Origin of the sequence: Sinorhizobium sp. RAC02 (genome assembly GCF_001713395.1) — a bacterium.
GTDB lineage: Bacteria > Pseudomonadota > Alphaproteobacteria > Rhizobiales > Rhizobiaceae > Shinella.
Map to the genome: position 1 here is coordinate 664,102 of NZ_CP016450.1, position 24,042 is coordinate 688,143.

General features: G+C 63.5%; 20 protein-coding genes. 14 read left to right on the forward strand and 6 right to left on the reverse strand.

What is annotated here, in order from left to right; all coding sequences use genetic code 11:
• Positions 1 to 75 precede the first annotated feature (75 nt).
• Together aqpZ (BSY16_RS03110) and aqpZ (BSY16_RS03115) are read left to right on the forward strand one after the other, a co-directional pair.
• Positions 76 to 762, forward strand: coding sequence for an aquaporin Z (aqpZ, locus tag BSY16_RS03110; protein ID WP_069058319.1), 687 nt, complete (start codon positions 76 to 78; stop codon positions 760 to 762).
• 178 nt (positions 763 to 940) lie between these two features.
• Complete coding sequence (aqpZ, locus tag BSY16_RS03115) at positions 941 to 1,627, forward strand: aquaporin Z (RefSeq protein WP_069058320.1); 687 nt, start codon at positions 941 to 943, stop codon at positions 1,625 to 1,627.
• A 64-nt stretch (positions 1,628 to 1,691) separates the two neighbouring features.
• Here aqpZ (BSY16_RS03115) and BSY16_RS03120 read toward each other — a convergent pair whose 3' ends face one another.
• On the reverse strand, positions 1,692 to 2,996 hold the full coding sequence (locus BSY16_RS03120; protein WP_069058321.1) for an MFS transporter: 1,305 nt from the start codon (positions 2,994 to 2,996) through the stop codon (positions 1,692 to 1,694).
• A gap of 435 nt (positions 2,997 to 3,431) precedes the next feature.
• Here BSY16_RS03120 and BSY16_RS03125 point away from each other — a divergent pair, with 435 nt between their 5' ends.
• The 8 genes from BSY16_RS03125 (at position 3,432) to ligA (ending at position 14,700) form a co-directional block, all read left to right on the forward strand.
• Positions 3,432 to 4,358 carry a D-alanine--D-alanine ligase gene (locus BSY16_RS03125; protein WP_069058322.1) on the forward strand — a complete coding sequence of 309 codons (927 nt, stop codon included), beginning with the start codon at positions 3,432 to 3,434 and terminating at the stop codon, positions 4,356 to 4,358.
• Complete coding sequence (locus tag BSY16_RS03130) at positions 4,346 to 5,266, forward strand: cell division protein FtsQ/DivIB (RefSeq protein WP_069058323.1); 921 nt, start codon at positions 4,346 to 4,348, stop codon at positions 5,264 to 5,266. Before BSY16_RS03125 ends, BSY16_RS03130 begins: the two co-directional genes overlap by 13 nt.
• Complete coding sequence (gene ftsA / locus BSY16_RS03135) at positions 5,263 to 6,594, forward strand: cell division protein FtsA (RefSeq protein WP_069058324.1); 1,332 nt, start codon at positions 5,263 to 5,265, stop codon at positions 6,592 to 6,594. Before BSY16_RS03130 ends, ftsA begins: the two co-directional genes overlap by 4 nt.
• A 97-nt stretch (positions 6,595 to 6,691) precedes the next feature.
• Positions 6,692 to 8,419, forward strand: coding sequence for a cell division protein FtsZ (gene ftsZ, locus BSY16_RS03140; protein WP_069058325.1), 1,728 nt, complete (start codon positions 6,692 to 6,694; stop codon positions 8,417 to 8,419).
• A 330-nt stretch (positions 8,420 to 8,749) separates the two neighbouring features.
• The gene (lpxC, locus tag BSY16_RS03145; RefSeq protein WP_069058326.1) at positions 8,750 to 9,706 is read left to right on the forward strand and encodes a UDP-3-O-acyl-N-acetylglucosamine deacetylase; all 957 of its coding nucleotides are present in this window, start codon (positions 8,750 to 8,752) and stop codon (positions 9,704 to 9,706) included.
• A gap of 203 nt (positions 9,707 to 9,909) precedes the next feature.
• Positions 9,910 to 10,776: an outer membrane protein assembly factor BamD gene (locus BSY16_RS03150; protein WP_069058327.1), complete on the forward strand. Its 867-nt coding sequence runs from the start codon at positions 9,910 to 9,912 to the stop codon at positions 10,774 to 10,776.
• 21 nt (positions 10,777 to 10,797) lie between these two features.
• Positions 10,798 to 12,468 carry a DNA repair protein RecN gene (recN, locus tag BSY16_RS03155; RefSeq protein ID WP_069058328.1) on the forward strand — a complete coding sequence of 557 codons (1,671 nt, stop codon included), beginning with the start codon at positions 10,798 to 10,800 and terminating at the stop codon, positions 12,466 to 12,468.
• Positions 12,469 to 12,540: 72 nt separating this feature from the next.
• A complete protein-coding gene (gene ligA / locus BSY16_RS03160) occupies positions 12,541 to 14,700 on the forward strand; it encodes an NAD-dependent DNA ligase LigA (RefSeq protein WP_069058329.1) in 2,160 nt (719 codons plus the stop codon).
• On the opposite strand, the gene BSY16_RS03165 is transcribed toward ligA, so the two are convergent.
• From BSY16_RS03165 to BSY16_RS03180, 4 genes are all read right to left on the reverse strand, one after another.
• Positions 14,687 to 15,601 carry a M23 family metallopeptidase gene (locus BSY16_RS03165; RefSeq protein ID WP_083242816.1) on the reverse strand — a complete coding sequence of 305 codons (915 nt, stop codon included), beginning with the start codon at positions 15,599 to 15,601 and terminating at the stop codon, positions 14,687 to 14,689. The genes ligA and BSY16_RS03165 overlap by 14 nt on opposite strands.
• A 127-nt stretch (positions 15,602 to 15,728) precedes the next feature.
• Complete coding sequence (locus tag BSY16_RS03170; RefSeq protein ID WP_069058330.1) at positions 15,729 to 16,139, reverse strand: TIGR02588 family protein; 411 nt, start codon at positions 16,137 to 16,139, stop codon at positions 15,729 to 15,731.
• A gap of 7 nt (positions 16,140 to 16,146) precedes the next feature.
• Positions 16,147 to 17,007: a TIGR02587 family membrane protein gene (locus BSY16_RS03175; RefSeq protein ID WP_069058331.1), complete on the reverse strand. Its 861-nt coding sequence runs from the start codon at positions 17,005 to 17,007 to the stop codon at positions 16,147 to 16,149.
• 66 nt (positions 17,008 to 17,073) lie between these two features.
• The gene (locus BSY16_RS03180) at positions 17,074 to 19,050 is read right to left on the reverse strand and encodes a DEAD/DEAH box helicase (RefSeq protein WP_069058332.1); all 1,977 of its coding nucleotides are present in this window, start codon (positions 19,048 to 19,050) and stop codon (positions 17,074 to 17,076) included.
• 280 nt (positions 19,051 to 19,330) lie between these two features.
• Here BSY16_RS03180 and panC point away from each other — a divergent pair, with 280 nt between their 5' ends.
• The 4 genes from panC (at position 19,331) to BSY16_RS03200 (ending at position 22,210) form a co-directional block, all read left to right on the forward strand.
• Positions 19,331 to 20,206, forward strand: coding sequence for a pantoate--beta-alanine ligase (gene panC / locus BSY16_RS03185; RefSeq protein WP_069058333.1), 876 nt, complete (start codon positions 19,331 to 19,333; stop codon positions 20,204 to 20,206).
• 1 nt (position 20,207) lies between these two features.
• Positions 20,208 to 21,032 (forward strand): 3-methyl-2-oxobutanoate hydroxymethyltransferase, encoded by an 825-nt coding sequence (gene panB / locus BSY16_RS03190; protein ID WP_069058334.1) that lies wholly within the window; start codon positions 20,208 to 20,210, stop codon positions 21,030 to 21,032.
• Positions 21,033 to 21,161: 129 nt separating this feature from the next.
• Positions 21,162 to 21,896: an AzlC family ABC transporter permease gene (locus BSY16_RS03195; RefSeq protein WP_069058335.1), complete on the forward strand. Its 735-nt coding sequence runs from the start codon at positions 21,162 to 21,164 to the stop codon at positions 21,894 to 21,896.
• 2 nt (positions 21,897 to 21,898) lie between these two features.
• Positions 21,899 to 22,210, forward strand: coding sequence for an AzlD family protein (locus tag BSY16_RS03200; protein WP_069058336.1), 312 nt, complete (start codon positions 21,899 to 21,901; stop codon positions 22,208 to 22,210).
• On the opposite strand, the gene BSY16_RS03205 is transcribed toward BSY16_RS03200, so the two are convergent.
• Positions 22,200 to 24,035 carry an aminopeptidase P family protein gene (locus tag BSY16_RS03205; RefSeq protein WP_069058337.1) on the reverse strand — a complete coding sequence of 612 codons (1,836 nt, stop codon included), beginning with the start codon at positions 24,033 to 24,035 and terminating at the stop codon, positions 22,200 to 22,202. The genes BSY16_RS03200 and BSY16_RS03205 overlap by 11 nt on opposite strands.
• Positions 24,036 to 24,042: the final 7 nt, after the last annotated feature.

A 24,042-nucleotide genomic window follows, 5' to 3' on the forward strand; every position in this document is an offset into this window, starting at 1 on the left:
GTTTCTCAAAAACTGTGTGAGATCGCGCCATCGCTGCGCGACGAAACCCTGCGGCGCGGGGTGGATGGGGTATTCATGTTCAAAAAACTCTCCGCCGAGTTTATCGGCACGTTCTGGCTCGTCTTTTGCGGCTGTGGCAGCGGCGTGCTGGCCGCTGCCCTCCCGGAGGCCGGCATCGGCCTTGTGGGCGTGTCCTTGGCCGCCGGCCTCGCGCTGATGGCCATGATCTATGCAATCGGCGGCATTTCCGGCGGGCATATGAACCCGGCTGTTTCCGTTGGCCTGGCGGTTGCCGGAAAGTTTCCTGCCTCCAGCATCCTGCCCTATGTGGTGGCGCAGGTTGCGGGCGCGACTGCGGCGGGCGCCATGCTCTATCTCGTTGCGTCCGGCACGGCGGGTTTCCAGGCAGGCGGCTTCGCCTCGAACGGCTACGGCGACCTGTCTCCGGGCGGCTATTCGCTGACGGCGGGGTTTGTCGCCGAAGTGGTGTTGATGACGCTTTTCCTCTTCATCATTCTCGGCTCGACCCATCGTCGCGCTCCTACGGACTTTGCGCCTGTTGTCATCGGCCTCAGCCTGACGGTGATCATCCTCGTTTCGATCCCCATCACGAACACGTCGTTGAACCCGGCCCGCTCGACGGGTGTCGCATTCTTCGCCGATACGGCGGCGCTGTCGCAGCTCTGGCTGTTCTGGCTGGCGCCGATTCTCGGCGCCGTCATCGGCGCACTGATCTGGAAGGTGGTCGGCGAAAACGATTGACCGGAGGCGCAAAGAGGCGGCCGCCGCGAAAGGAAATCTACCTTTTTGTTAGGGATTTCGCATATTTGAAATTTCGTTCAGCCTCCATTCAAGGAAATTTAGAGCATGCTATGTTCGATCGCGCGATAGTTGCGCGACTCAGCCTCGCTCCAGCGGGGTTTTTGATCAGGGGGCATTCATGTTCAAAAAGCTTTCTGCCGAATTTCTCGGTACGTTCTGGCTCGTCTTCGGTGGTTGCGGCAGTGCCGTTCTCGCCGCCGGCTTCCCGGAACTCGGGATCGGTTTTCTCGGGGTCTCCTTTGCCTTCGGCCTGACCGTGCTCACCATGGCCTATACGGTCGGCGGCATTTCCGGCGGTCATTTCAATCCGGCCGTTTCCGTGGGCCTGACGGTCGCCGGGAAGTTCCCGGCATCGAGCCTCGTGCCCTACATCGTGACGCAGGTCGTCGGCGCGATTGTGGCGGCTGCCGTGCTGTACCTGATTGCCTCCGGCAAGGCTGGTTTTCAGGCGGGTGGCTTCGCTTCGAACGGCTACGGTGACTTGTCACCGGGCGGCTATTCGCTGACGGCGGCGCTCGTCGCCGAAGTGGTGCTGACGGCGTTCTTCCTCATCATTATCCTCGGTTCCACCCACGGCCGCGCTCCGGTCGGCTTCGCGCCGATCGCCATCGGTCTCGGCCTGACGCTGATCCACCTTGTGTCCATCCCGGTCACCAACACCTCGGTGAACCCGGCCCGTTCGACCGGTGTGGCGTTCTTTGCGGATACGGCAGCGCTCTCGCAGCTGTGGCTGTTCTGGGTTGCTCCGATCGTCGGCGCCGTCATCGGCGCTGTGATCTGGAAGGTCGTCGGCGAAGACGATTGATCTCTGCGCATAAAAAAACCCGCCGTGGCAACACGGCGGGCTTTTGATTCGCGCCTTTGACGGTTCAGACCTCGTCCTTGCCCGAAAGCAGGATGCAGACCAGCGTGATCACGGCGGCAATGCCGAGGTAGTAGCCGACGAAGGTCATGCCGTAGTTCGCCTGCAGCCATGTTGCAATGTAAGGCGCAAGCGACGCACCGAAGATGCCGGCGAAGTTGAAGGTGATCGACGAGCCGGTGTAACGCACTTTGGTGGGGAAGGGGGCGGCGAGCGCCGTACCGATCAGGCCGTAGGTCATGCCCATCAGCGCCATCGCGAGGATGACGAAGACGAAGATGGCCGTTTCGCCGCTGGTCATCAGCGCCGGCAGGAAGAACGAGAAGATGCCGATCAGCACCGTGGTGGCGATGAGCACTTCGCGGCGGCCAAATTTTTCGGCGAGCTTGCCGGCGATCGGGATGAAGATACCGAACAGCACGGAACCCAGGAGCTGGACTTCAAGCGCCTCGACGAACGGGATGCCGAGAACCTTGATGTTGTAGGACAGCAGGTAGGCCGAACCGATATAGAACAGCACGAAAGTCGCGAGCGCCACGAACGTGCCGAGCACGAGGCTGCGCTTGTGATTGCGGAAGAGTTCGACGACGGGCACTTCGACCCGTTCCTGCTTCTCGATGGCCTTCTGGAACGCCGGCGTTTCGGTGATCGACAGGCGAACCCAGAGGCCGACGGCGATCAGGATGATCGATGCGACGAACGGTACGCGCCAGCCCCAGGCCAGCAGCGATTCCTGCGGCATGACATGCAGCAGCAGCCAGAACACGCCGGAAGACAGGAAGAGGCCGACCGGTGCGCCGAGCTGCGGGAACATGCCGTACCAGCTGCGCTTGCCGGGCGGGGCATTTTCCGTGGCGAGCAGAACCGCGCCGCCCCATTCGCCACCAAGGCCGAAACCCTGGCCGAAGCGGCAAAGCGCCAGCAGCAGCGGCGCGAGCACGCCAATCGTTTCATAGGAGGGCAGGAGGCCGATGATCACGGTCGAGACGCCCATGGTCAGGAGTGCCGCGACGAGTGTCGTCTTGCGGCCCACGCGGTCGCCATAGTGACCGAACACGATGGCGCCGAGCGGACGCGCGAAGAAGGCGATGGAGAAGGTCGCGAAGGACGCGAGGAGTGCCGTCGTCGGATCGCTGTTCGGGAAGAACAGCGTCGGGAAGACGAGCACGGCGGCTGTCGCATAAACGTAGAAATCGAAGAATTCGATGGTCGTACCGACCAGGCTTGCAAAGAGAACGCGTGCCGGGGAGTTGAGCCCGGCGCGGTTGGCATGCGGTGCGGTCGGCGACCCGGAAGCGAGCGTTTCACTCATGGGGGTGCCTTTCTGGTTTTCTTAAGCCGTCTTGGGAGGCAGCGGGCGTCTGATACGTCAACCTATCGGTCAATGAAACAACTAAAGTACGCAAATGGTCGGAAAATCGTACTTTTCGTGCTTGCTGCAAGGCCCGCCGTTTACGAACGCTGCGTCCCGGTGTTGCTGTCGGGATTGCGCATTCGAAGTCGCTGAATTTCCCCGTTGCTCTTGCGCCAGCTGCAACTCTCTGATTCCAGAAGAGGAATCGAAGTGTAGTTTTGATTCGGCACAGGAAAATTTGTCCTGAGCCGGGTCAGGTTAACGAAAGTAAACGCTTCGTTAACCTTAATGGCGCTCTAGTGGTCCCATCTCGCTCGTCGAGTCGGGCCGGCAGAGCAAATCAGGTCCGCGCAAGCGACGAGGGGCAATGTGCGGAATACAGTTGGGGGTTCTATGAGCGTAAAGCATGTCGCGATGCTGATGGGTGGTTTTTCGTCGGAACGGCCGGTGAGCCTTTCGTCGGGGAATGCCTGCGCCGACGCGCTTGAGGCCGAGGGCTATCAGGTTACGCGTGTCGATGTCGGCCATGACATTGCCAGCGTGCTTGCCGAACTGAAGCCGGACGTTGCCTTCAATGCCCTGCATGGCCCCTTCGGTGAAGACGGCACGATCCAGGGCATCCTCGAATTTCTCGAAATCCCCTATACCCATTCCGGCGTGCTGGCCTCGGCGCTTGCCATGGACAAGGCGCAGGCGAAGATCATCGCGAAGGCTGCTGGCATTCCGGTTGCCGAACAGCGGCTGATGAACCGATTCGATTTCACTTCGGCCCATCCGATGAAGCCGCCCTATGTGGTGAAGCCGGTGCGCGAGGGCTCCTCGTTCGGCGTCGTCATGGTCAAGGAAGAGCAGTCGCATCCGCCGCAGATCATCACCTCGTCGGAGTGGCGCTACGGCGACAGCGTCATGGTCGAGCGTTACATCTATGGTCGGGAACTCACCTGCGGCGTCATGGGCGATGTGGCGCTGGGTGTCACGGAAGTGGTGCCGCAAGGACACGCCTTCTATGACTATGATTCCAAATATGTGAAAGGCGGCTCGAAACACGTCATTCCGGCGCAAATTTCACCAAATATTTACCAAAAAATACAAACACTCTCCCTCAAGGCGCATCAAGCGATCGGGTGCCGTGGCGTCAGCCGTTCCGACTTCCGCTACGACGATCGTTTCTCCGAGACTGGCGAGCTTGTATGGCTGGAGGTCAACACCCAGCCCGGCATGACCCCTACCTCTCTGGTGCCCGAAATGGCCGTCCATGCCGGCCATTCGTTTGGTGAATTCTTGAGGTGGATGGTGGAGGACGCGTCGTGTTTGCGTTGAGCGCCAAGAAGAGCAGGCTGCGCCCCGTCGGGCTTCCGGACACGGAAGCTGGCCGCGTGCTGCCGCGCCCGTTGCGTCGGATCGTCCGTTTCCTGGTCAGCCTTGCGGCCGGCCGCGTTCATATCGCGCGCCATTCGGGCAGCGTTGCGACTGTCCTGTTTCTCGGTGCGACGGGCCTCTATGGCATGTCGCTCGGCGGCCATTCGCAGGATTTTGCACAGGCGTCGACGACGGCCATCGGCTTTGCCATCGAGGACGTAAAAGTCTCCGGCAACCGCGAAACCTCCGAAATCGATATACTCGAGCGCCTCGGCCTTGACGGCACGACCTCGCTGGTCGCCCTCGATGTCAAGGAAGCGCGCCAGAAGCTTTCGGATCTTCCCTGGGTGGAGGACGTCTCCGTTCGCAAGATCTATCCGGGCACGATCGAGATCGCGCTGAAGGAGCGTGAGGCCTTCGCCATCTGGCAGCATGGCACCGACCTGTCGCTGATCGAGAAGAACGGCAGCGTCATCGCGCCGCTGCGTGACAACAAATTCTCCAAGCTGCCGCTTTTCGTCGGCCGCGATGCCGAGACTGCCGCCGCCGGTTTTGCCGACGAGTTCGACAACTGGCCGGAAATCAAGTCGCGGGTGAAGGCCTATATCCGGGTTGCCGGACGGCGCTGGGATCTGCGCCTCGACAACGGCATCGTCGTGAAGCTGCCGGAGCTGAATGTGCCGCGCGCCATGGACGTGCTGGCGACGCTGGAGGCGGAGCAGGGGCTTCTGGAACGGGATGTCGCCGCTGTCGATCTCCGCCTGGAGGATCGCACCACGGTCCGCCTGACGGAAGGCGCGCTGGAACGCCGCAATGCGGCGGTCGAGCAAAGGGCAAAGGACCTCAAGAAGGCAGCGAAGCGCACATGAGTATTTTTGGTTCGTCCCATTTCGGCCTGCCGCGTCTGAAGCCGCTTTCCTCCAAGCGGGCTCACGTCGTTTCGGTCCTCGACATCGGCTCGACCAAGGTCGTCTGCATGATCGGCCGGCTGACGCCGCGTGCCGAGAGTGAACTCCTGCCGGGCCGCACGCACAATGTCGACGTCATCGGCATCGGCCACCAGAAGTCGCGCGGCGTGAAGAACGGCGTCATCACCGATCTCGATGCCGTCGAGAGCGTCGTGCGCCTCGCCGTCGATGCCGCCGAGCGCATGGCCGGCCTCACCATTGAAAGCCTCATAGTCAACGTTTCCGCAGGCCGCCTGCAGAGCGACGTCTACACTGCCACCATCGATCTCGGTGGCCAGGAAGTCGATGCCAACGATCTGCGCAAGGTGCTCGCCGTCGCAGGACAGCAGTCGCTGCGTCAGGACCGTGCCATCCTCCATTCGCTGCCGACCGGCTTCTCGCTGGATGGTGAGCGCGGCATCCGCGATCCGCTCTCGATGTTCGGGGACGTGCTCGGCGTCGACATGCATGTGCTGACCGCCGAACGCGCGGCGCTGAAGAACCTCGAACTCTGCATCAACCGCGCGCATCTCTCCGTCGAGGGCATGGTCGCGACGCCTTATGCCAGCGGCCTGTCGGCGCTTGTCGACGATGAAGTCGAACTCGGCTGCGCCTGCATCGACATGGGCGGTGGCACGACGACGATATCGGTCTTTGCGGAAGGCAAGCTGGTGCATTCCGATGCGATCTCGCTTGGCGGCCACCACGTCACCACCGACCTCGCGCGTGGTCTTTCGACCCGCATCGAGGATGCCGAACGCCTGAAGGTCGTGCACGGTTCTGCGCTGCCGAACGCCGTCGACGAGCGCGATATCGTCACCGTCCCGCCGATCGGCGAGGACGACCGCGACCAGCCGACCCATGTGCCGCGCGCGCTGCTGTCGCGCATCGTGCGGTGCCGCATCGAAGAGACGCTCGAACTCATTCGCGACCGCATCCAGCGCTCCGGCTTCTCGCCGATCGTAGGCAAGCGGATCGTTCTGACAGGCGGCGGCAGCCAGCTGACCGGCCTGCCGGAAGTCGCCCGCCGCATCCTCGCCCGCAACGTCCGCATCGGCCGCCCGCTTGGCGTATCCGGCCTGCCGACGGCGGCGAAGGGCCCGGCCTTTTCGACGGCAGTCGGCCTGATGATCTATCCGCAGGTCGCGGAATTGGAAGAACACGCTGCGCAGGGCGGCATGCTCTCGCAGCTGACAGGTGGCAGCGGCCGCATAGCCCGTATGGGCCTGTGGCTGAAGGAAAGTTTCTGACGGGTTTCCCGGCGGCCAGCCGCCGGGAGAGACCGACATCTGAGTTTTGTGAATAGACCGGCTGGGCGAAGCGGCCGGAAACGAAAGGAACACTGGAATGACTATCAAGCTGCAGAAGCCGGACATCACTGAGCTGAAGCCCCGCATCACCGTCTTCGGTGTCGGTGGCGGCGGCGGCAATGCTGTCAACAACATGATCACCGCCGGCCTCGAAGGCGTTGATTTCGTCGTCGCCAACACCGATGCCCAGGCGCTTTCCATGACCAAGGCAACGCGGATCATCCAGATGGGTGTCGCGGTCACCGAAGGTCTTGGCGCCGGTTCGCAGCCGGAAGTCGGGCGTGCAGCCGCTGAAGAGTGCATCGACGAGATCATCGATCACTTGAACGGCACGCATATGTGCTTCGTCACCGCCGGCATGGGCGGCGGCACGGGTACGGGCGCTGCTCCAGTCGTCGCACAGGCAGCCCGCAACAAGGGCATCCTGACCGTCGGCGTCGTCACCAAGCCGTTCCACTTCGAAGGCGGTCGCCGCATGCGGCTTGCTGAAGAGGGTATCCTGGAGCTGCAGAAGTCGGTCGACACGCTGATCGTCATCCCGAACCAGAACCTCTTCCGCATCGCCAACGATAAGACCACCTTCGCCGACGCCTTCGCGATGGCCGACCAGGTGCTCTACTCGGGTGTTGCCTGCATCACCGACCTGATGGTCAAGGAAGGCCTCATCAACCTCGACTTCGCCGACGTTCGCTCGGTGATGCGCGAGATGGGCCGCGCCATGATGGGCACGGGCGAAGCTTCGGGCGAAGGCCGCGCAATGGCCGCCGCAGAAGCGGCGATCGCCAACCCGCTGCTCGACGAAACCTCGATGAAGGGTGCACAGGGCCTGCTAATCTCGATCACCGGTGGCCGTGACCTCACGCTCTTCGAAGTGGACGAAGCCGCAACCCGTATCCGCGAGGAAGTCGATCCGGACGCAAACATCATTCTCGGCGCAACCTTCGACGAAGAGCTTGAAGGCTTGATCCGCGTCTCCGTTGTTGCAACCGGCATCGACCGCGCGGCCTCGGAGGTGGCTGCACGTAATGCTGACTTTCGCAGCCAGAGCAAGCCAGTAGTTCGTCCGTCCGCCGCCGTTCCGACCCAGACCATCGCGCCTGCTCCGCAGCCGGTCCTGCAGCAGCAGCCCGTCCTCCAGCAGCCGATCGTTCAGCAGCCGGCCTTCGACCCGATTGCAGAAGCGATCCGCGCCTCGGAAGAAAGCCTTGAGCGTGAGCTGGCCATTCCGGCAAGCCGCCCGCTCCCGGTACAGCCGGTTGCGCAGGTTCAGGAAGAAGCCCGCCTGCAGAACCGCCTGTTCTCGGCTCCGGCTGAAACGCCGGTGGTCCAGCGTCAGGCTCCGGTGCAGCAGCAGCCTCAGCCGGCTCCGGTCATGCAGCAGCGCGTCGAGCCCGCCGCTCCGATCATCCGCCAGGAACCGCAGACCATGCGCATGCCGAAGATCGAGGACTTTCCCCCGGTCGTGAAGGCAGAAATCGACCACCGTTCGGCTCCGCAGCCGGTCGCACACCAGGAAGAGCGTGGTCCGATGGGCCTTCTGAAGCGCCTGACCTCGTCGCTCGGCCGCCATGAGGAAGCTCCGGTCGCTCAGGAAGCGGCACCCGCCGCCCAGCAGCAGCGCCGCCCGCTGTCGCAGGAAGCCAGCCTCTACGCACCGCGTCGCGGCCAGCTTGACGATCACGGCCGCGCCAACCCGCAGCCGCGTTCGCTCGGTGAGGACGACCAGCTGGAGATCCCGGCCTTCCTGCGTCGCCAGTCCAACTGACGCCAGGCCAAACGGCTTTGTAACGGGATGCCCGGACCTCGGTCCGGGCATTTTCTATTTCGCATTTTGTTCAATGGGTTAGTCGCTCATTGAAGCGTTACAAAGCGAAAGAAACAGTGATTTGTATGACACTGAGGGACCTACTACATTCAGGCTAGGCACAGGAGCCAGTCAGGATTCGGGTCGCCGGCATCGCCGGAGCATCAAATCACACAGACGTTTGGGCGAACTTTGTCGGCGGACGCAGCGCGTCCGGCCAAGGGCTCCGTTGAGCCATGAACTATGAATGTCGGCAATGAATGAGCCGACAGTAAGACAAGGCGAAAGCAAATGACGATGGGTACGCTCGGTTTCCAGACGACGATTTCCAGCCCGGTGACGATTGCCGGGACGGGCGTCCATTCCGGCGCGGCTGTGTCGATCACCTTCAATCCGGCCGAGGCCGACAGCGGCATCGTCTTCCAGCGCCTGCACGACGATGGCACCGTCAGCGAATACCGCGCGGTCTCTTCGCAGGTCGGCAATACGGACCTCTGCACCGTGCTCGGCTTCTCCACGACAACGTCGATCGCCACGATCGAGCATGTGATGGCCGCGCTTTATGCGCTCGGCCTCGACAACGTGCTGATCGAAGTGCACGGCGCCGAAATGCCGATCATGGACGGAAGTGCTGCTCCCTTCATCGATGCCATCGACGAGGTGGGCCTTGTGCCCCTCGCCGTGAAGCGTCGTTACATTCGAATCATCAAGCCGGTTCGCGTTGAAGCCGGTGCCTCCTGGGCGGAGTTTTCGCCCTATGACGGCACGCGTTTCGAAGTCGAGATCGATTTCGACTGCCCGCTGATCGGCCGGCAGTCGTGGAAGGGTGATTTGTCGCCCGCCACCTTCCGCAGCGAAATTTCGCGCGCCCGCACCTTCGGCTTCATGCGGGATGTCGAGCGGCTCTGGGCTGCGGGCCTTGCGCTCGGCTCGTCGCTGGAGAACTCGGTCGTCATTTCCGATGACAACACCGTGATCAATGTCGAAGGCCTGCGTTACGCCAAGGACGAGTTCGCCCGTCACAAGACGCTGGATGCCGTGGGTGACCTGGCGCTCGCCGGCGCGCAGTTCATCGGCTGCTACCGTTCCTATCGCGGTGGCCACAAGATGAACGCCTATGCGCTGAAGGCGCTGCTCAGCGATCGCACGGCCTATGAAGTCGTCGAAGCCGCCGCACCGCGCTCGCGCGTCGGACAGCGGGAACTGATCGCCGTCAACGCGCCGGAATTCGCGCCCTGGTCTCTTTGAAGATATTCAAAGTGCTACAGCGCCGCGTCATAAATGACGCGCGGCGCTGTAGGGTGGTTTCTCCTGCTTCTTTCCAGGCACCTCCGCCATAAAAATGCGTTAATGCGCCGGCATGGCGTTGCGGTCTTCACACATTTGGAGATAAAACGCGGGGCGCGTGTGCGGCCCGTCCGCATGGGGCGCCGTTGAACTGGGATTATCACATGGTTGTTGCAGGGTCTGTTGGTGTGAAGAAGACGGCGCGCATTGTCTATCTTACGCTTTTCGCTACGGCGTCGTCTGTCGTTCTTTCCGCGTGCCAGTCGGATCCGGACATCGATATTTCGAAATTGGCCGGCGAGACTGAATCCGCCGATGTGCTTTACAATCAGGGTCTTGCCAACCTCAATTCCGGCAAGGTGACCGAAGCCAGCCGCAAGTTCGAGGCCGTGGATCGCCAGCATCCGTTCTCGGAAGAGGCGCGCAAGGCACTCGTCATGTCGGCCTTCACGAATTACCGCCAGGGCCGCAACGAAGAGGCCATCACGGCCGGCAAGCGCTATCTCAATCTCTATCCGGGTTCCTCGGATGCGGCCTATGCGCAGTATATTATCGGCCTTGCCTACTGGAAGCAGATCCCGAGCGTGACGCAGGATCAGCGCACGTCGCAGCAGACGCTGGAGGCCATGCAGGCCGTCGTCGAAAAGTATCCCGAATCGGAATATGTCGAGGATGCGCAGACCAAGATCCGTTTTGCCCGCGACCAGCTCGCCGGCAAGGAAATGCAGGTCGGCCGCTACTATCTGGAACGCAAGGAATATATCGCGGCAGCGAGCCGCTTCCGCGTCGTCGTCGAAAAGTACCCGATGACCAACCAGATCGAGGAAGCGCTGGCACGCCTCGTCGAAACCTATTACGCCATGGGCGTCGACAGCGAGGCGCAGACGGCTGCCGCGGTGCTCGGCCATAACTATCCCGACAGCCAGTGGTATGCCGACAGCTACAAGCTCCTTCAGTCGAAGGGTCTCGAGCCGCGCGAAAATTCGGGTTCCTGGATTTCGCGTGCCGGCAAGAGCCTGCTCGGCGCCTGACGCAAGAGATATGACAGGGCCATGCTGGCGCAGCTATCGATCCGCGATATCGTCCTGATCGAACGGCTTGATCTTGCTTTCGAGCCGGGTCTCTCCGTGCTGACGGGTGAGACCGGCGCTGGCAAATCCATCCTTCTCGACAGTCTTTCGCTCGCACTCGGCGGGCGCGGCGACGGGTCTCTCGTGCGCCACGGCATAGAGCGTGGCCAGGTGACGGCCGTTTTCGATGTGCCGATGAGCCATGCCGCCCGCGCGCTTTTGCGCGACAATGGCATTGACGACGACGGTGATCTGATTTTCCGCCGCCAGCAATCCGCGGACGGCCGAACCAAGGCCTTCGTCAACGACCAGCCGGTATCCGTGCAACTGATGCGGCAGGCCGGGCAGTTTCTCGTCGAAATCCACGGCCAGCATGACGACCGCGCGCTCGTCGATACCGATGCGCACCGCCTGCTGCTCGATGCTTTCGGCGGTCTCGGCGAGGCGGCGGGGGACGTCGGCACGCTCTATCATCAGTGGAAGGATGCCGACCGCACGCTGCGCCGCCACCGGGACAAGGTGGAAGCCGCAGCCCGTGAGGCCGATTACCTGCGCTCCTCGGTCGAGGAACTAGAGGTGCTCTCGCCGCAGGACGGCGAGGAGGATGCTCTGGCGGAAATCCGCGCCCGCATGATGAAGGCCGAGCGCATTGCCGGAGACATCAACGAGGCGAGTGAGTTCCTGAACGGCCATGCCTCGCCCGTGCCGCTGATCGCCGCGCTGGTCCGCCGCCTGGAGCGCAAGAGCCATGAGGCCCCGGGCCTTCTGGAGGAAACGGTCGAGTTGCTCGACGAGGCGCTGAACCAGCTTTCCAACGCCCAGATGGCCGTCGAGACCGCGCTGCGCAAGATGGAATACGACCCCAAGGAGCTGGAACGCACGGAAGAGCGTCTCTTTGCGCTTCGCGCCGCCGCCCGCAAATATTCCGTTCCCGTCACCGGCCTGCCGGCGCTTGCCGCCAAGATGATCACCGATCTTGCCGATCTCGATGCCGGCGAGGAAAGGTTGGTGCAGCTGCAGGCCCGGCTGAGCGAAGCGCGCCTCGCCTTCGAGATTGCTGCGCGATCGCTTTCGGAAAAGCGCCACCATGCCGCCGATGCGCTCGCCGCAGCGGTGATGGCGGAACTGCCGGCGCTGAAGCTGGAGCGTGCCCGCTTTACCGTCCAGATCACCACCGATCCGAATGGCGGCGCGGAGGAGGGGATCGACACCGTCGAATTCCATGTCCAGACCAACCCCGGCACACGGCCCGGTCCGATCATGAAGGTTGCCTCGGGCGGGGAACTGTCGCGCTTCCTGCTGGCGCTGAAGGTTGCGCTTGCCGATCGTGGTTCGGCCCCGACCCTCGTGTTCGACGAAATCGACACCGGCGTCGGTGGCGCGGTGGCCGATGCCATCGGCCAGCGGCTGAAGCGCCTGTCCTCCACCGTGCAGGTGCTCTCCGTTACCCACGCGCCGCAGGTTGCAGCACGCGCCGCAACCCATCTCCTGATCTCCAAGGGGCCGGTCGAAGGCAGCGAGACAGTTGCCACCCGTGTCGCCCGCATGGACGACGGTGCACGCACGGAAGAGATCGCCCGCATGCTCGCCGGCGCGTCGGTGACGGACGAGGCAAGGGCGGCGGCGGCGCGGCTGCTTTCCGGTGGTCTGTAAGCACCGTACGGCGCTCGCATCTTTTCTTTCGCCAGCTTTGCTCTAAAACCTGATGCGAATCCGGAGCACGTCATGGCGAACGCGAAAACCCCTGTCGAAAACCTGACCGAAGACGAAGCCGCAGCGGAGCTGGCCTTTCTGGCGGCGGAGATCGCGCGCAATGACGAGCTTTATCACGGGCAGGATGCGCCGGAGATTTCGGATGCCGATTACGATGCGCTGAAACGGCGCAACGAAGACATCGAGGCGCGCTTTCCTGCCCTCGTGCGCGACGACAGTCCCTCGCGGCGTGTCGGCTCCGCGCCGCTGCCGACCTTCGCGCCGATCACCCACTCCCGCCCGATGCTGTCGCTCGACAACACGTTCTCCGACGAGGACGTGCGGGATTTCGTCAATTCGGTCTACCGCTTTCTCGGCCGCCTGCCGGACGAATCGATCGCCTTCACCGCCGAGCCGAAGATCGACGGCCTTTCCATGTCGATCCGCTATGAAAACGGGCGGCTGGTCAGTGCCGCAACGCGCGGCGACGGCACGACGGGCGAGAATGTCACGGCCAATGTCCAGACGATCAGCGAAATCCCGAACCGCCTGCCGGCCGGCGCGCCTGCCGTCGTCGAGGTGCGCGGCGAAGTCTACATGGCCAAGAGCGACTTTCTGGCGCTCAACGAGAAAATGGCGGCGGAGGGCAAGCAGACCTACGTCAATCCGCGCAACACGGCCGCCGGCTCGCTGCGTCAGCTCGACGCCACGGTGACGGCCAGCCGCAAGCTGCGCTTCTTCGCCTATGCCTGGGGCGAAATGTCCGAGATGCCGGCGAACACGCAGTTCGGTATGATCGAGGTGCTGAAATCCTGGGGTTTTCCCGTCAATCCGATGACGCAGCGGCTGTCGCGCGTCGATGACATCATCGCGCATTACCGCGAGATCGGCCTCGCCCGTCCGGACCTCGACTATGATATCGACGGTGTCGTCTACAAGGTCGATGAACTGGCGCTTCAGGAGCGCCTCGGCTTCCGCTCCCGCTCGCCACGCTGGGCGACTGCGCATAAGTTTCCGGCCGAACAGGCTTTCACCACGGTCGAAAAGATCGACATCCAGGTCGGCCGCACCGGCGCGCTGACGCCTGTCGCGCGCCTCACGCCGGTTACGGTCGGCGGCGTGGTCGTCACCAACGCGACCCTGCACAATGCCGACTATATCGAAGGTATCGGCAACAGCGGCGAGCGCATTCGCGCGGAAGACCATGACATACGCATCGGCGATACCATCATCGTGCAGCGCGCGGGCGATGTGATCCCACAGGTGCTGGACGTGGTGATGGAAAAGCGACCAGCGGAGACCGAGCGCTACCAGTTCCCGAAAACCTGCCCGGTCTGCGGCAGCCACGCCGTGCGCGAGCGCAACGAGAAGACGGGCCGGCTTGATTCCGTCACCCGCTGCACCGGCGGTTTCGTCTGCCGGGCGCAGGCCGTGGAGCATCTGAAGCACTTCGTCTCGCGCAACGCCTTCGACATCGAGGGACTGGGCGCCAAGCAGATCGATTTCTTCTTCGAGGCGAAGGACCCGTCGCTTGCGGTGCGCACCGCGCCGGACATTTTCACGCTGGAGAAGCGGCAGGCCGATTCTCTGACCAAGCTCGAAAACATCGACGGCTTCGGCAAGGTCAGCGTGCGGAAACTCTATGATGCCATCGACGCCCGCCGCTCGATTGCGCTCAACCGTTTCATTTACGCGCTCGGCATCCGCCATGTCGGTGAGACGAACGCCAAGCTTCTGGCGCGCGCCTATGGGACTTACGCCGCTTTCGAGGAGGCGATGAAGGCTTCGGCGCCGCTGACGGGCGAAGCGTGGAACGAACTCAACAGCATCGACGGTATCGGCGAGGTCGTCGCCCGTGCCATGGTGGAGTTCTACAAGGAACCGCGCAATCTCGATGTGATGGCTCGGCTGCTTGAGGAAGTCACGCCTGAGGCCGCGGAGGCCGTTGTCGTGACCTCGAGCCCGGTCGTCGGCAAGACGGTGGTGTTCACCGGTTCGCTGGAAAAGATGACGCGCGACGAGGCGAAGGCCATGGCGGAGCGGTTGGGCGCCAAGGTGGCGGGTTCTGTTTCGAAGAAGACCGACCTTGTGGTGGCGGGGCCGGGCGCGGGTTCCAAGCTCGACAAGGCAAAAGAGTTCAATGTCGAGGTGATCGACGAGGACGGCTGGTTCGAGCTCATCAAGGGATCGTGACGGTGGAACCGCGCACGAGGAAGCGGTCGTCGAAGGTCATGGGGACACCCTCACCGGCATTGTAGTCGATCGTCCCTCCGACATAGGCATGCATGTGCAGATGCGGTTCGGAGGAGTTGCCCGAATTGCCGACGCGGCCCAGGGATTGCCCCTGCGTGACGATCTCGCCACCGGTAACGGCGATAGAGCCCTTCTCGAAATGCGCGAGCATGATGCGCGCCGTGCCGCAGGCGAGGATGATGTAATTGCCCGCCGGTTCCTCTGTATTCGTCTGCGAGATGCGGTTGTTTTCAACGCCGTCATGGGTCGAGATGGCGACGCCGGTGCACGGGCTTTTCACCTCCCGATCATAGACGACATAGTCTGCGAGATTCTTTGGCATGAGGCCGCTGGCCCGGGCGCCGAACGCATTGAGCGCGACGATATCGAGCGCGAAGCGCTGGCTCTGGTCCGTGTGATGATGGTTGATCGACGTCGTGCTGCCGCCCTGGCCGATATAGTAGGTGCCCGGGCCGAAGGGGAAGGCAAGGTTTACCGCTGTTTCCTGATAACCGTAGCCCGAAAGCGCCCGCGCGGTCAGCGCCAGAAAGAAGACCGCCATCGCCGCGGTGAAACCATGCGTGCGGAACAGCGAGGTGGACGTATTCCATGGACGATTGTGGACGCGCAGGAAGGAGAGGGCAGCGCAGGCGATGAAGGCGACCGGCAGCGCGATCGCCAGCGTCGAACTCAGAAAATCCCAGCGGCCGATAACGGAGACGAAGGCGAGGTAACAGGCGCCGTAGAACACCCGCATCGTCCAGCCCAGCCTGTCGGCCGGGCGTGGGAGCCAGAGCCAGACCAGGAAGAAGGCCGGCAAGAGGATCTGGGTGGTCAACAGGATGAGAACAGGCATTTCCATGGTACTAACCTTGCGGGATCAGCCATGTCCTCCTCACCGCTGGACACAGGCATTTGACCTTTGCTCAATCCACGCCAGCGTAATTGGTTCCGCTTTCCGGAGCATCTTCCACAACTCACCGTCGTTTCTAAGGATCGGTATAGCCCGCAGCGCGGATATCGACGGTGCGGCCCATCGGCGCGTTGCGGAAGAGAATGGCGCCGGTCGCTTTGGATTCGGCTGCCACATAGTCGAAGACGACGTGGTTTTCCTCGACCACCCGGTCGCCGTCCATCAACCGCCCGATGACGGTGACGGATGCGGCGGTGGTTGTCGCAGCGTTGCGGATGTCGAAGGCGACGCGATAGCCGGCGCCGGTCTTCTCCGTCGTCAGCACGGCGATGGTGAGGTCCGGCGGCGTTGCCTCGCGCGTAAAGGCTTCCCAGCCGATCCAGCCGAGTAGGCCGGCGACGAGGAGGGCGGAGACGATGCCCGTCAGCCATTCGATCCAGTGCGGATCGTGGCGTTCGCGATGGCGGCCCTGTTCGGATTTTGTCATGGTCGCCTCACAGGATCAGTCGCGCGGCAGCCGCGCCGAGGGCGGCGGGAAAGCCGAGCACGATGACGGACAGCATGATCTCGACGGCGGAACTGCCGCCGAGGCGCTCAAAAATCCAGAGCGTGAAAATGCTGATCGACAGCGCGATGACGTAGCCCGGCAGCGTGAAGCGCACGAAGGCGTGCCACCAGGGCGTTTCCGGCGACAGCTCATGCCCGCCGATGAAGGAAACCGCATAGACGAAGCCGTGCATGAGGGCCATCGATAGTAGGGCGACGACAAGCGCATGCCAGATCGTCATCTTGTAGGCGAGCACCATCATCTCGTCGGTCGGGGCGATGTTGAGTGACAGGAAGAGCGCGCCTGCGGCCATCATCAGCAGTTCGCCGTGATAGCGCGTCTCCCTTGCGTCGTCTCGATCTCCGTCGTCATGGCCGAGCTGGCTGCGGCCCAGCATGGCGCCGATGCTGGCAGGCACCGATTGCAGCGCGACCTTGCCGACGAGTTCGCTCGCCGGCATGCCGCCGCGCAGGAGGCCGAGCGCTGTCAGAACCACGAGGCTGGTAACGATGCCGATGCCATAGGCGATGATCGCGTCGCGGACCGCTTCGCGCCAGGTAAACGTTTCCTCGAAGCCGATGCGATGGGCAAGCAGGATAAGCAGGGGGATATTGAGGAGGAGCAGAAACAGCAGGCGTTCGCGCGCCATGTAAAAGCCGAGATACCACATTTCCATGGTCATCAGCATGGGCAGCGCCAGAAAGAGCGCGCCGGCAACACCCCGGCCGAGGCCGGTCACGAAGCGATTGAATTCGTCCTTGCCGTCGCCCGATCTGTCGCCGATGGCGCGCGCCGCATCTCGTGCCATGAAATCCCCCGCAGAAGCGCGAGGGTAACGTGGCGCGGAGATTAAAGTTCCGCGCCACGGATGTTGTCAGAAGCGGTCCGGCTTCTTGGTCTTCGGCTTTTTCGGGCCGCCTTCCGGCTTGGCGAATTTTTCCCCCGGCTTGCCCTTGAAGGGCTTTGCGCCGGCAAAGGGCTTTGCGGGCTTCTTGGCGCTGTCGTCGCGGTCCTTCCAGTGCGGCTTTGCTGCCGCTGCACCGTCCGGCTTGTCGCCGTCGCGCTTCTTCTCGAAGCGGGGCTTCTTGTCGAAGCCGCCCTTCTTCTCGAATTCGCCCTTGGGCTTCCAGTCGGCGCGGCGCTCTTCGCTGCGGACCGGCTTGTCATAACGCTGCGTCTTCTCGCCGGGCGTGCGGCTATAGGGCTGTGGCGCGAGGTCGGGCTGGCCTTCCAGCCTGGTCACGCGGATGCCGCGCTCCAGCATGCTGGCCGGGCCGAGGGCGCCGAGGAAGCCATCGGCGGCATCGGCGGAGATCTCGACATAGGTCTCCTCCGGCTGCATCTTGATTGCGCCGATCTCGTTCTTGGTGATGTTGCCGTTGCGGCAAAGCATCGGGATCAGCCAGCGCGGTTCGGCGCGCTGCTTGCGGCCGACCGAAACGGAGACCCAGACGCTGGAGCCGAAAGAATCACGTGGGCGTTTGGTTTCCGTCGGAATGAAGTCGTTGCCGCGCTCGCGCGGCTTGCGCTGTTCAAGCGAGACTTCGATCAGGTCTTCCGGGGCCGAACGGCCTGCCTTGAAGAAGCGGGCGACGGCGGCGGCGAGCTGCTTGGCATCGAAGCGCGCGACGAGGGCGTCGATGGTTTCGATCTCGTCTTCGCTGATCGTATCCGTCAGCATCGGGTCGGCCAGCAGGCGCTCGTCGTCGCGGCGCAGGATGTCCTCGGCTGACGGCGGCTTTGCCCAGTCTGCCTTGAGGTTTGCCATCTGGAGCAGGCGTTCTGCCTTGCGGCGGGCGCTGAGCGGCACGATGAGCGCGCTGACGCCCTTGCGGCCGGCGCGGCCCGTACGGCCGGAGCGGTGCAGCAGCGTATCCGGATTGGTCGGCAGGTCTGCGTGGACCACGAGTTCCAGGTTCGGCAGGTCGATGCCGCGGGCGGCGACGTCGGTCGCGATGCAGACGCGGGCGCGGCCATCGCGCATCGCCTGGAGCGCGTGGGTGCGCTCGTTCTGGCTGAGTTCGCCGGAAAGAGCGACGACCGAGAAGCCGCGATTGTTGAAGCGGGCCGTCAGGTGGTTCACGGCCGCACGGGTGGAGCAGAAGACGATGGCGTTCTGCGCATCGTAGAAACGCAGCACGTTGATGATCGCGTTTTCTCTGTCCGCCGGGGCGGCGAGCAGGGCGCGGTACTCGATGTCGACATGCTGTTCGCGCTCGGCGGCCGTCGAGATGCGCATGGCGTCGCGCTGGTAGTTTTTCGCGAGTGCTGCAATTTCCTTCGGCACGGTGGCCGAGAACATCAGCGTGCGGCGATCTTCGGGCGCTGCTTCGAGGATGAATTCAAGGTCTTCGCGGAAGCCGAGGTCAAGCATCTCGTCGGCCTCGTCGAGCACCACGGCGCGAATGGCGCTGAGATCGAGGTTGCCCCGGGTAATATGGTCGCGAAGACGACCCGGCGTGCCGACGATGATGTGGGTGCCGCGTTCCAGCGCACGCCGCTCGTTGCGCACGTCCATGCCGCCGACGCAGGAGGCGATGATGGCGCCGGTCATTTCATAGAGCCATTCCAGCTCGCGCTTGACCTGCATGGCAAGTTCGCGGGTCGGGGCGATGACGAGGGCAAGCGGGCTTGCGGCGCGATCGAAGCGCTCCTCGCCCTCAAGCAGCGTCGGGGCAATGGCGAGGCCGAAGGCGACGGTCTTGCCGGAACCGGTCTGGGCGGACACCAGCGCATCGGTATTCCCGATCTTCGGATCGGAGACGGCGATCTGCACCGGCGTCAAAGTGGTATAGCCGCGTTTGTCCAACGCCTTTGCCATCGCCGGAGCGAGGCCTGCAAAACTCGTCATATGGGGTCTTTCGGAATTCGGGTTCCGCGGCGATCTGGCGCCGCACTCTGCGCCCGTTCGTATCGGGTGTGCTGACGCGCTCTCTACTCGGGATTGGGTGAAATGTACAGTGTGCAAAACGCAAAGCTGCCCAGCGGCTTGGGTGATAGGTGACAAAACCGTTTGCCGATTGTCTTTTTGCGCTGCACAAGATAGAAAACGGCGCCCCTTGAAGCAGTCCGCAGAGACCGCGTGGGTGGCATCGCCAGCGGGAGAGGGCGAGAGCAAGGAGGAGCCGTCGATGCAGACTTTCACCACCATCGCGGATTTGCGCGCGGCGTTGGCGCCGCACCGCCTCGACGGCCGCACGATCGGCCTTGTGCCCACCATGGGCTATCTTCATGTCGGCCATATGGAGCTTGCCCGCCGCGCGCGTGCCGACAACGACATCGTCGTCGCCACCATTTTCGTCAATCCGCTGCAGTTCGGCCAGAACGAGGACCTTGCGCGGTATCCGCGCGATCTCGCCCGCGACCAGGCGATGCTGGAAGCGGAAGGCGTGCACTATCTCTTCGCCCCCGGCGTTGCGGACATGTATCCGCGGCCGATGGAAACCGTGGTGGACGTGCCGACGCTTGGCGCCGAGCTGGAAGGTTCCGTGCGCCCCGGCCATTTTGCGGGCGTCGCGACGGTCGTCACCAAGCTTTTCAACATTGCCGGGCCGGACCGCGCCTATTTCGGCGAGAAGGATTTCCAGCAACTCACCATCATCCGCCGCATGGTCGCAGACCTCGCCCAGCCCGTCGAGGTGATCGGCGTACCGACGGTGCGCGAGGCGGACGGGCTCGCCTGTTCCTCGCGCAATGTCTATCTCTCGGCCCAAGAGCGGGCCGCCGCGGCCATCGTGCCGCGTGCGCTGGACGAGGCCGAACGGCTGATTGCTGCGGGCGAAACCACCACGAAGGCAGTGGAGGAGGGGGTAACCGCCTTCATCCGCTCCGAGCCGCTGGCCAGGCCGGAAGTGGTTGCTATCCGCGATCCGGAAACACTGGCCGAAATCGACACGATCGGCGAAAAGCCGGTTCTTTTGTTGCTTTTCGTGCGCTTTGGGGGCACGAAACTCCTCGATAACCGGGTCATCGACCCAAAAAACGTGAAAACTGCAAAGGTAGCGTGACATGAGCGTACACACTGCGAAACGCCGTCTGGCGCCGTCCGACATCAAGGCCCTCAAGGGTGAACGCCCCATTGTCAGCCTCACCGCCTATACGACGCCGGTTGCCAAGCTCATGGACCCGCATGTCGATTTCATGCTGGTCGGCGACAGCCTCGGCATGGTGCTCTACGGCCTCGATTCCACCGTCGGCGTGACGATCGAGATGATGATCGCGCATGGCCAGGCCGTCATGCGCGGCTCGTCCAACGCCTGCGTCGTCGTCGACCTTCCGTTCGGCTCCTACCAGACATCGAAGGAACAGGCCTTCACCACGGCCGCCCGCGTGCTGAAGGAAACCGGCTGTTCTGCCATCAAGCTGGAAGGCGGGGCGGAAATGGCCGAGACGGTCGATTTCCTGACCCAGCGCGGCATTCCGGTTCTGGGCCATGTCGGCCTCATGCCGCAGCTCATCAACACGACCGGCGGTTATCGCTCGCTCGGCCGCAATGACAAGGAAGTCGAAAAGATCCGCCGCGATGCTGCCGCCATCGACGATGCCGGCGCCTTCGCCATCGTCATCGAGGGCACGGTCGAGCCTTTGGCGCGCGAGATCACCGGCAAGGTCAAGGCACCGACCATCGGCATCGGCGCATCGCCGGCCTGTGACGGTCAGGTGCTCGTGGTGGACGACGTGCTCGGCATCTTCACGGATTTCAAGCCGCGTTTCGTCAAGCATTTCGCCAATCTGGCACCCGTGATGAGCGAAGCCTTCGCGACCTATGCCGAAGAGGTGAAGGCGCGTACCTTCCCGGCACCGGAGCACACGTTCCAGCTCAAGAAAGGCTGATTATCGATCAGCGCCAGGCGACGACCGGCGCTGATCGATCAATGATACTGAACGGTCCATCAGCCATATTGGTTTGCCGGTGGACCGTTGCTGCTCTATGGCTGCGCCGTTGCAACACAGAGCAGACCCATGACCCCCGCCACCAAAGATGAAATCCGCGACGCCTTCCGGCGTGGCATTGCCGTCGCGATCGCAGCGGCGCCGTTTGCCGTGCTGTTCGGCGCGGTCGCTGTCGACAACGGGCTGAGCATCGCCGAAGCGGCGCTGATGAGCGCCACACTCTATGCCGGCGCGAGCCAGCTCGTCGGTGTCGAACTCTTCAACCACAATGTCGCACCGTGGCTGGTGGTGCTGTCGATCTTCGCGGTCAATTTCCGGCATGTGCTCTATTCGGCGGCCATTGCCGCTCATATCCGCCACCTGACCTTCTGGCAGAAGGCGACCTCGCTCTTCCTGCTCACCGATCCGCAATTCGCCGAAACCGAGCGCCGCGCCGATGCGGGCATCCGCGTCAGCTATGTCTGGTCCATGGTGCTCGGCCTCAGCGTCTATGTGCCGTGGCTGTGCCTGACGATCGTCGGCGGCTTCCTCGGCAACCTTATCGGCGACCCGAAGGCGATCGGCATTGACGTGCTGCTGCCGATCTACTTCATGGGTCTCGTGCTCGGCTTCCGCAGCCGGGCGAACTGGCTGCCCGTGGTGATCGCGTCGGCGGCGGGCTCTATCCTTGCCATGCATTTCGTCGGCTCGCCCTGGCATGTCAGCCTGGGCGCGCTCGCTGGAGTCCTCGTGGCCGCTCTCATGCCGCTCGACGGCAAGGAGACTGAAACACCGGTCGGCAAGACGGCAGAAGGGGAGGCGTGAAAATGGAAGACATGTTCCACATGCAGACGCTCCTGATCATCGCGGCCGGAGCCATCGCGACATACCTGACCCGCGTGGGCGGCTATGTCTTCATCACGCGCATGAAGCGCATTCCGCCACGGGCGGAAGCGGCGCTGAACGCCGTTCCGGCCGCCGTGCTCACCACGCTGGTGGCGCCGGCTGCCGTAACGGGTGGACTCGACGTGAGCCTGACGATGGCGATTGCCTTCCTCGTCGGCCTGCGCCTTTCGCTCCTGCCGATGCTGGGCGTCGGCTGGATCGTCGTCATGGTCCTGCGTCACGTCATCGGCTGATTGCAGCCGTCGCCTTTTCGAGCCAGGTTTTCGTTGCGTCATCCGACAGCAGCGGCAGGAGCTTTTCACACGTTTGCGCGTGATAGGCGTTGAGCCAGGCAAGTTCCTCGTCCGTCAGCAGTGCCGTCAGAATGAGGCGGCGATCGATCGGGCAGAAAGTCAGCGTTTCGAAGCTCGCCATATCGATGTCGCCACCCTCCACCGGCGCGGCCGGCAGGACGTGGATCAGGTTCTCGATGCGGATGCCGAATGCGCCCGGACGATAATAGCCCGGTTCGTTCGAGAGGATCATGCCTTCGAGCAGCTCCTGCGTCGAAAGCCGCGAAATGCGTTGCGGGCCCTCATGCACGGACAGATAGGAGCCGACGCCGTGGCCCGTGCCGTGGGCGTAGTCGGCCCCTGCCTTCCAGAGCGCGATGCGGGCGAGCGGATCGAGATCGCAGCCGCGCGTGCCCTTGGGGAAGCGCGCCGTGCTGATGGCGATCATGCCCTTGAGTACCAGCGTGAAGAAGCGCTTCTGCTCCTCCGGCACCGCGCCGATGGCGACGGTCCGGGTAATGTCCGTCGTGCCGTTGATATATTGCGCGCCGGAATCGATGAGGAACATCGTGCCGGGCTCGATGGTCGCATCGCTATCGGTCGTCACGCGGTAGTGCATGATGGCGGCATGCGCGCCGGCGCCGGCGATACTGTCGAAGGAGACGTCCTTCAGCGGGTTCTGCTGGCGCTCACCGACGCTGCGGCGAACCTCCTCCAGCTTCCTCGTGACGGCTATCTCGGTCTGCGAACCGGGTGTCGTGCTGTCGAGCCACGCCAGGAACTCGACCATCGCCGCGCCGTCCTGGAGATGGGCACGGGCCGAGCCCTGAAGCTCCACGGCGTTCTTGCAGGCGCGGGGCAAGCGGGCCGGATCGATGGCTTCCACCAGCGTGCCGCCCTTCGCGCGCACGATCTCGGCGAGTGCGAAGGGGGCCTGGTCGGGGTCGATAAGGATGCGTTTGCCCGCGGCCGCCAGCGTGGCGACGCGCTCGTCGAACTGCGACGGCGGAACGAGGTCGGCAAGCTGGGTGAGGTAGGCTTCCTGTTCGATGCCGGTCTTGCGCTTGTCGAGGAAGAGGAGCGGGCGGCCATCTGCCGGGATGATGGCGCGGGCCAGCGGATGCGGCGTGTGGGGCACGTCGCTGCCGCGGATGTTGAAGATCCAGGCGATCGAAGAGGGGTCGGTGACGGCGAGGACATCGGCGCCAGCGACAGCCGTCGCTTCAGCCATCTTCGCCAGCTTGTCCCTGGCGAGTTCCCCGGCCTGGTCGATGGCCTGGATGACGACGCGGCCGAGCGGCTCAGCCGGACGGTCGGTCCAGATGCGATCGAGCGGATTGTGGGGCAGCAGGACGAGCGCGCCTCCAACGCCCGACAGCGCCTTCTCCAGCCGTCGAACTTCGGCACCTGTGTGCAGCCACGGGTCGATGCCGAGCCTGAAGCCCTTCGGGGCGTGGTTCTGCAGCCAGAGATGCGGCGGCTCGCCGACAAGGTCGCCGCTGGTAAAGACGCTGCCGTCCACCTGCTCGACCAATTGCGTCACATAGCGACCATCGACGAAAACCACCGCCTGATTGCGCATGACGAGCGCCACGCCCGCCGAGCCCGTGAAGCCGGTCAGCCACGACAGGCGCTCGGCGGACGCCGGCACATATTCGCCCTGGTATTCGTCGGCACGGGGCACGAGAAAGCCGTCAATGCCGAGAACATCGAAGGCGGCACGCAGCGCGTCTGCGCGCTCGCGGCCGAACTGGGGCGTGGATTTGACGTCGAAACTCTGGAACATGGGAAGG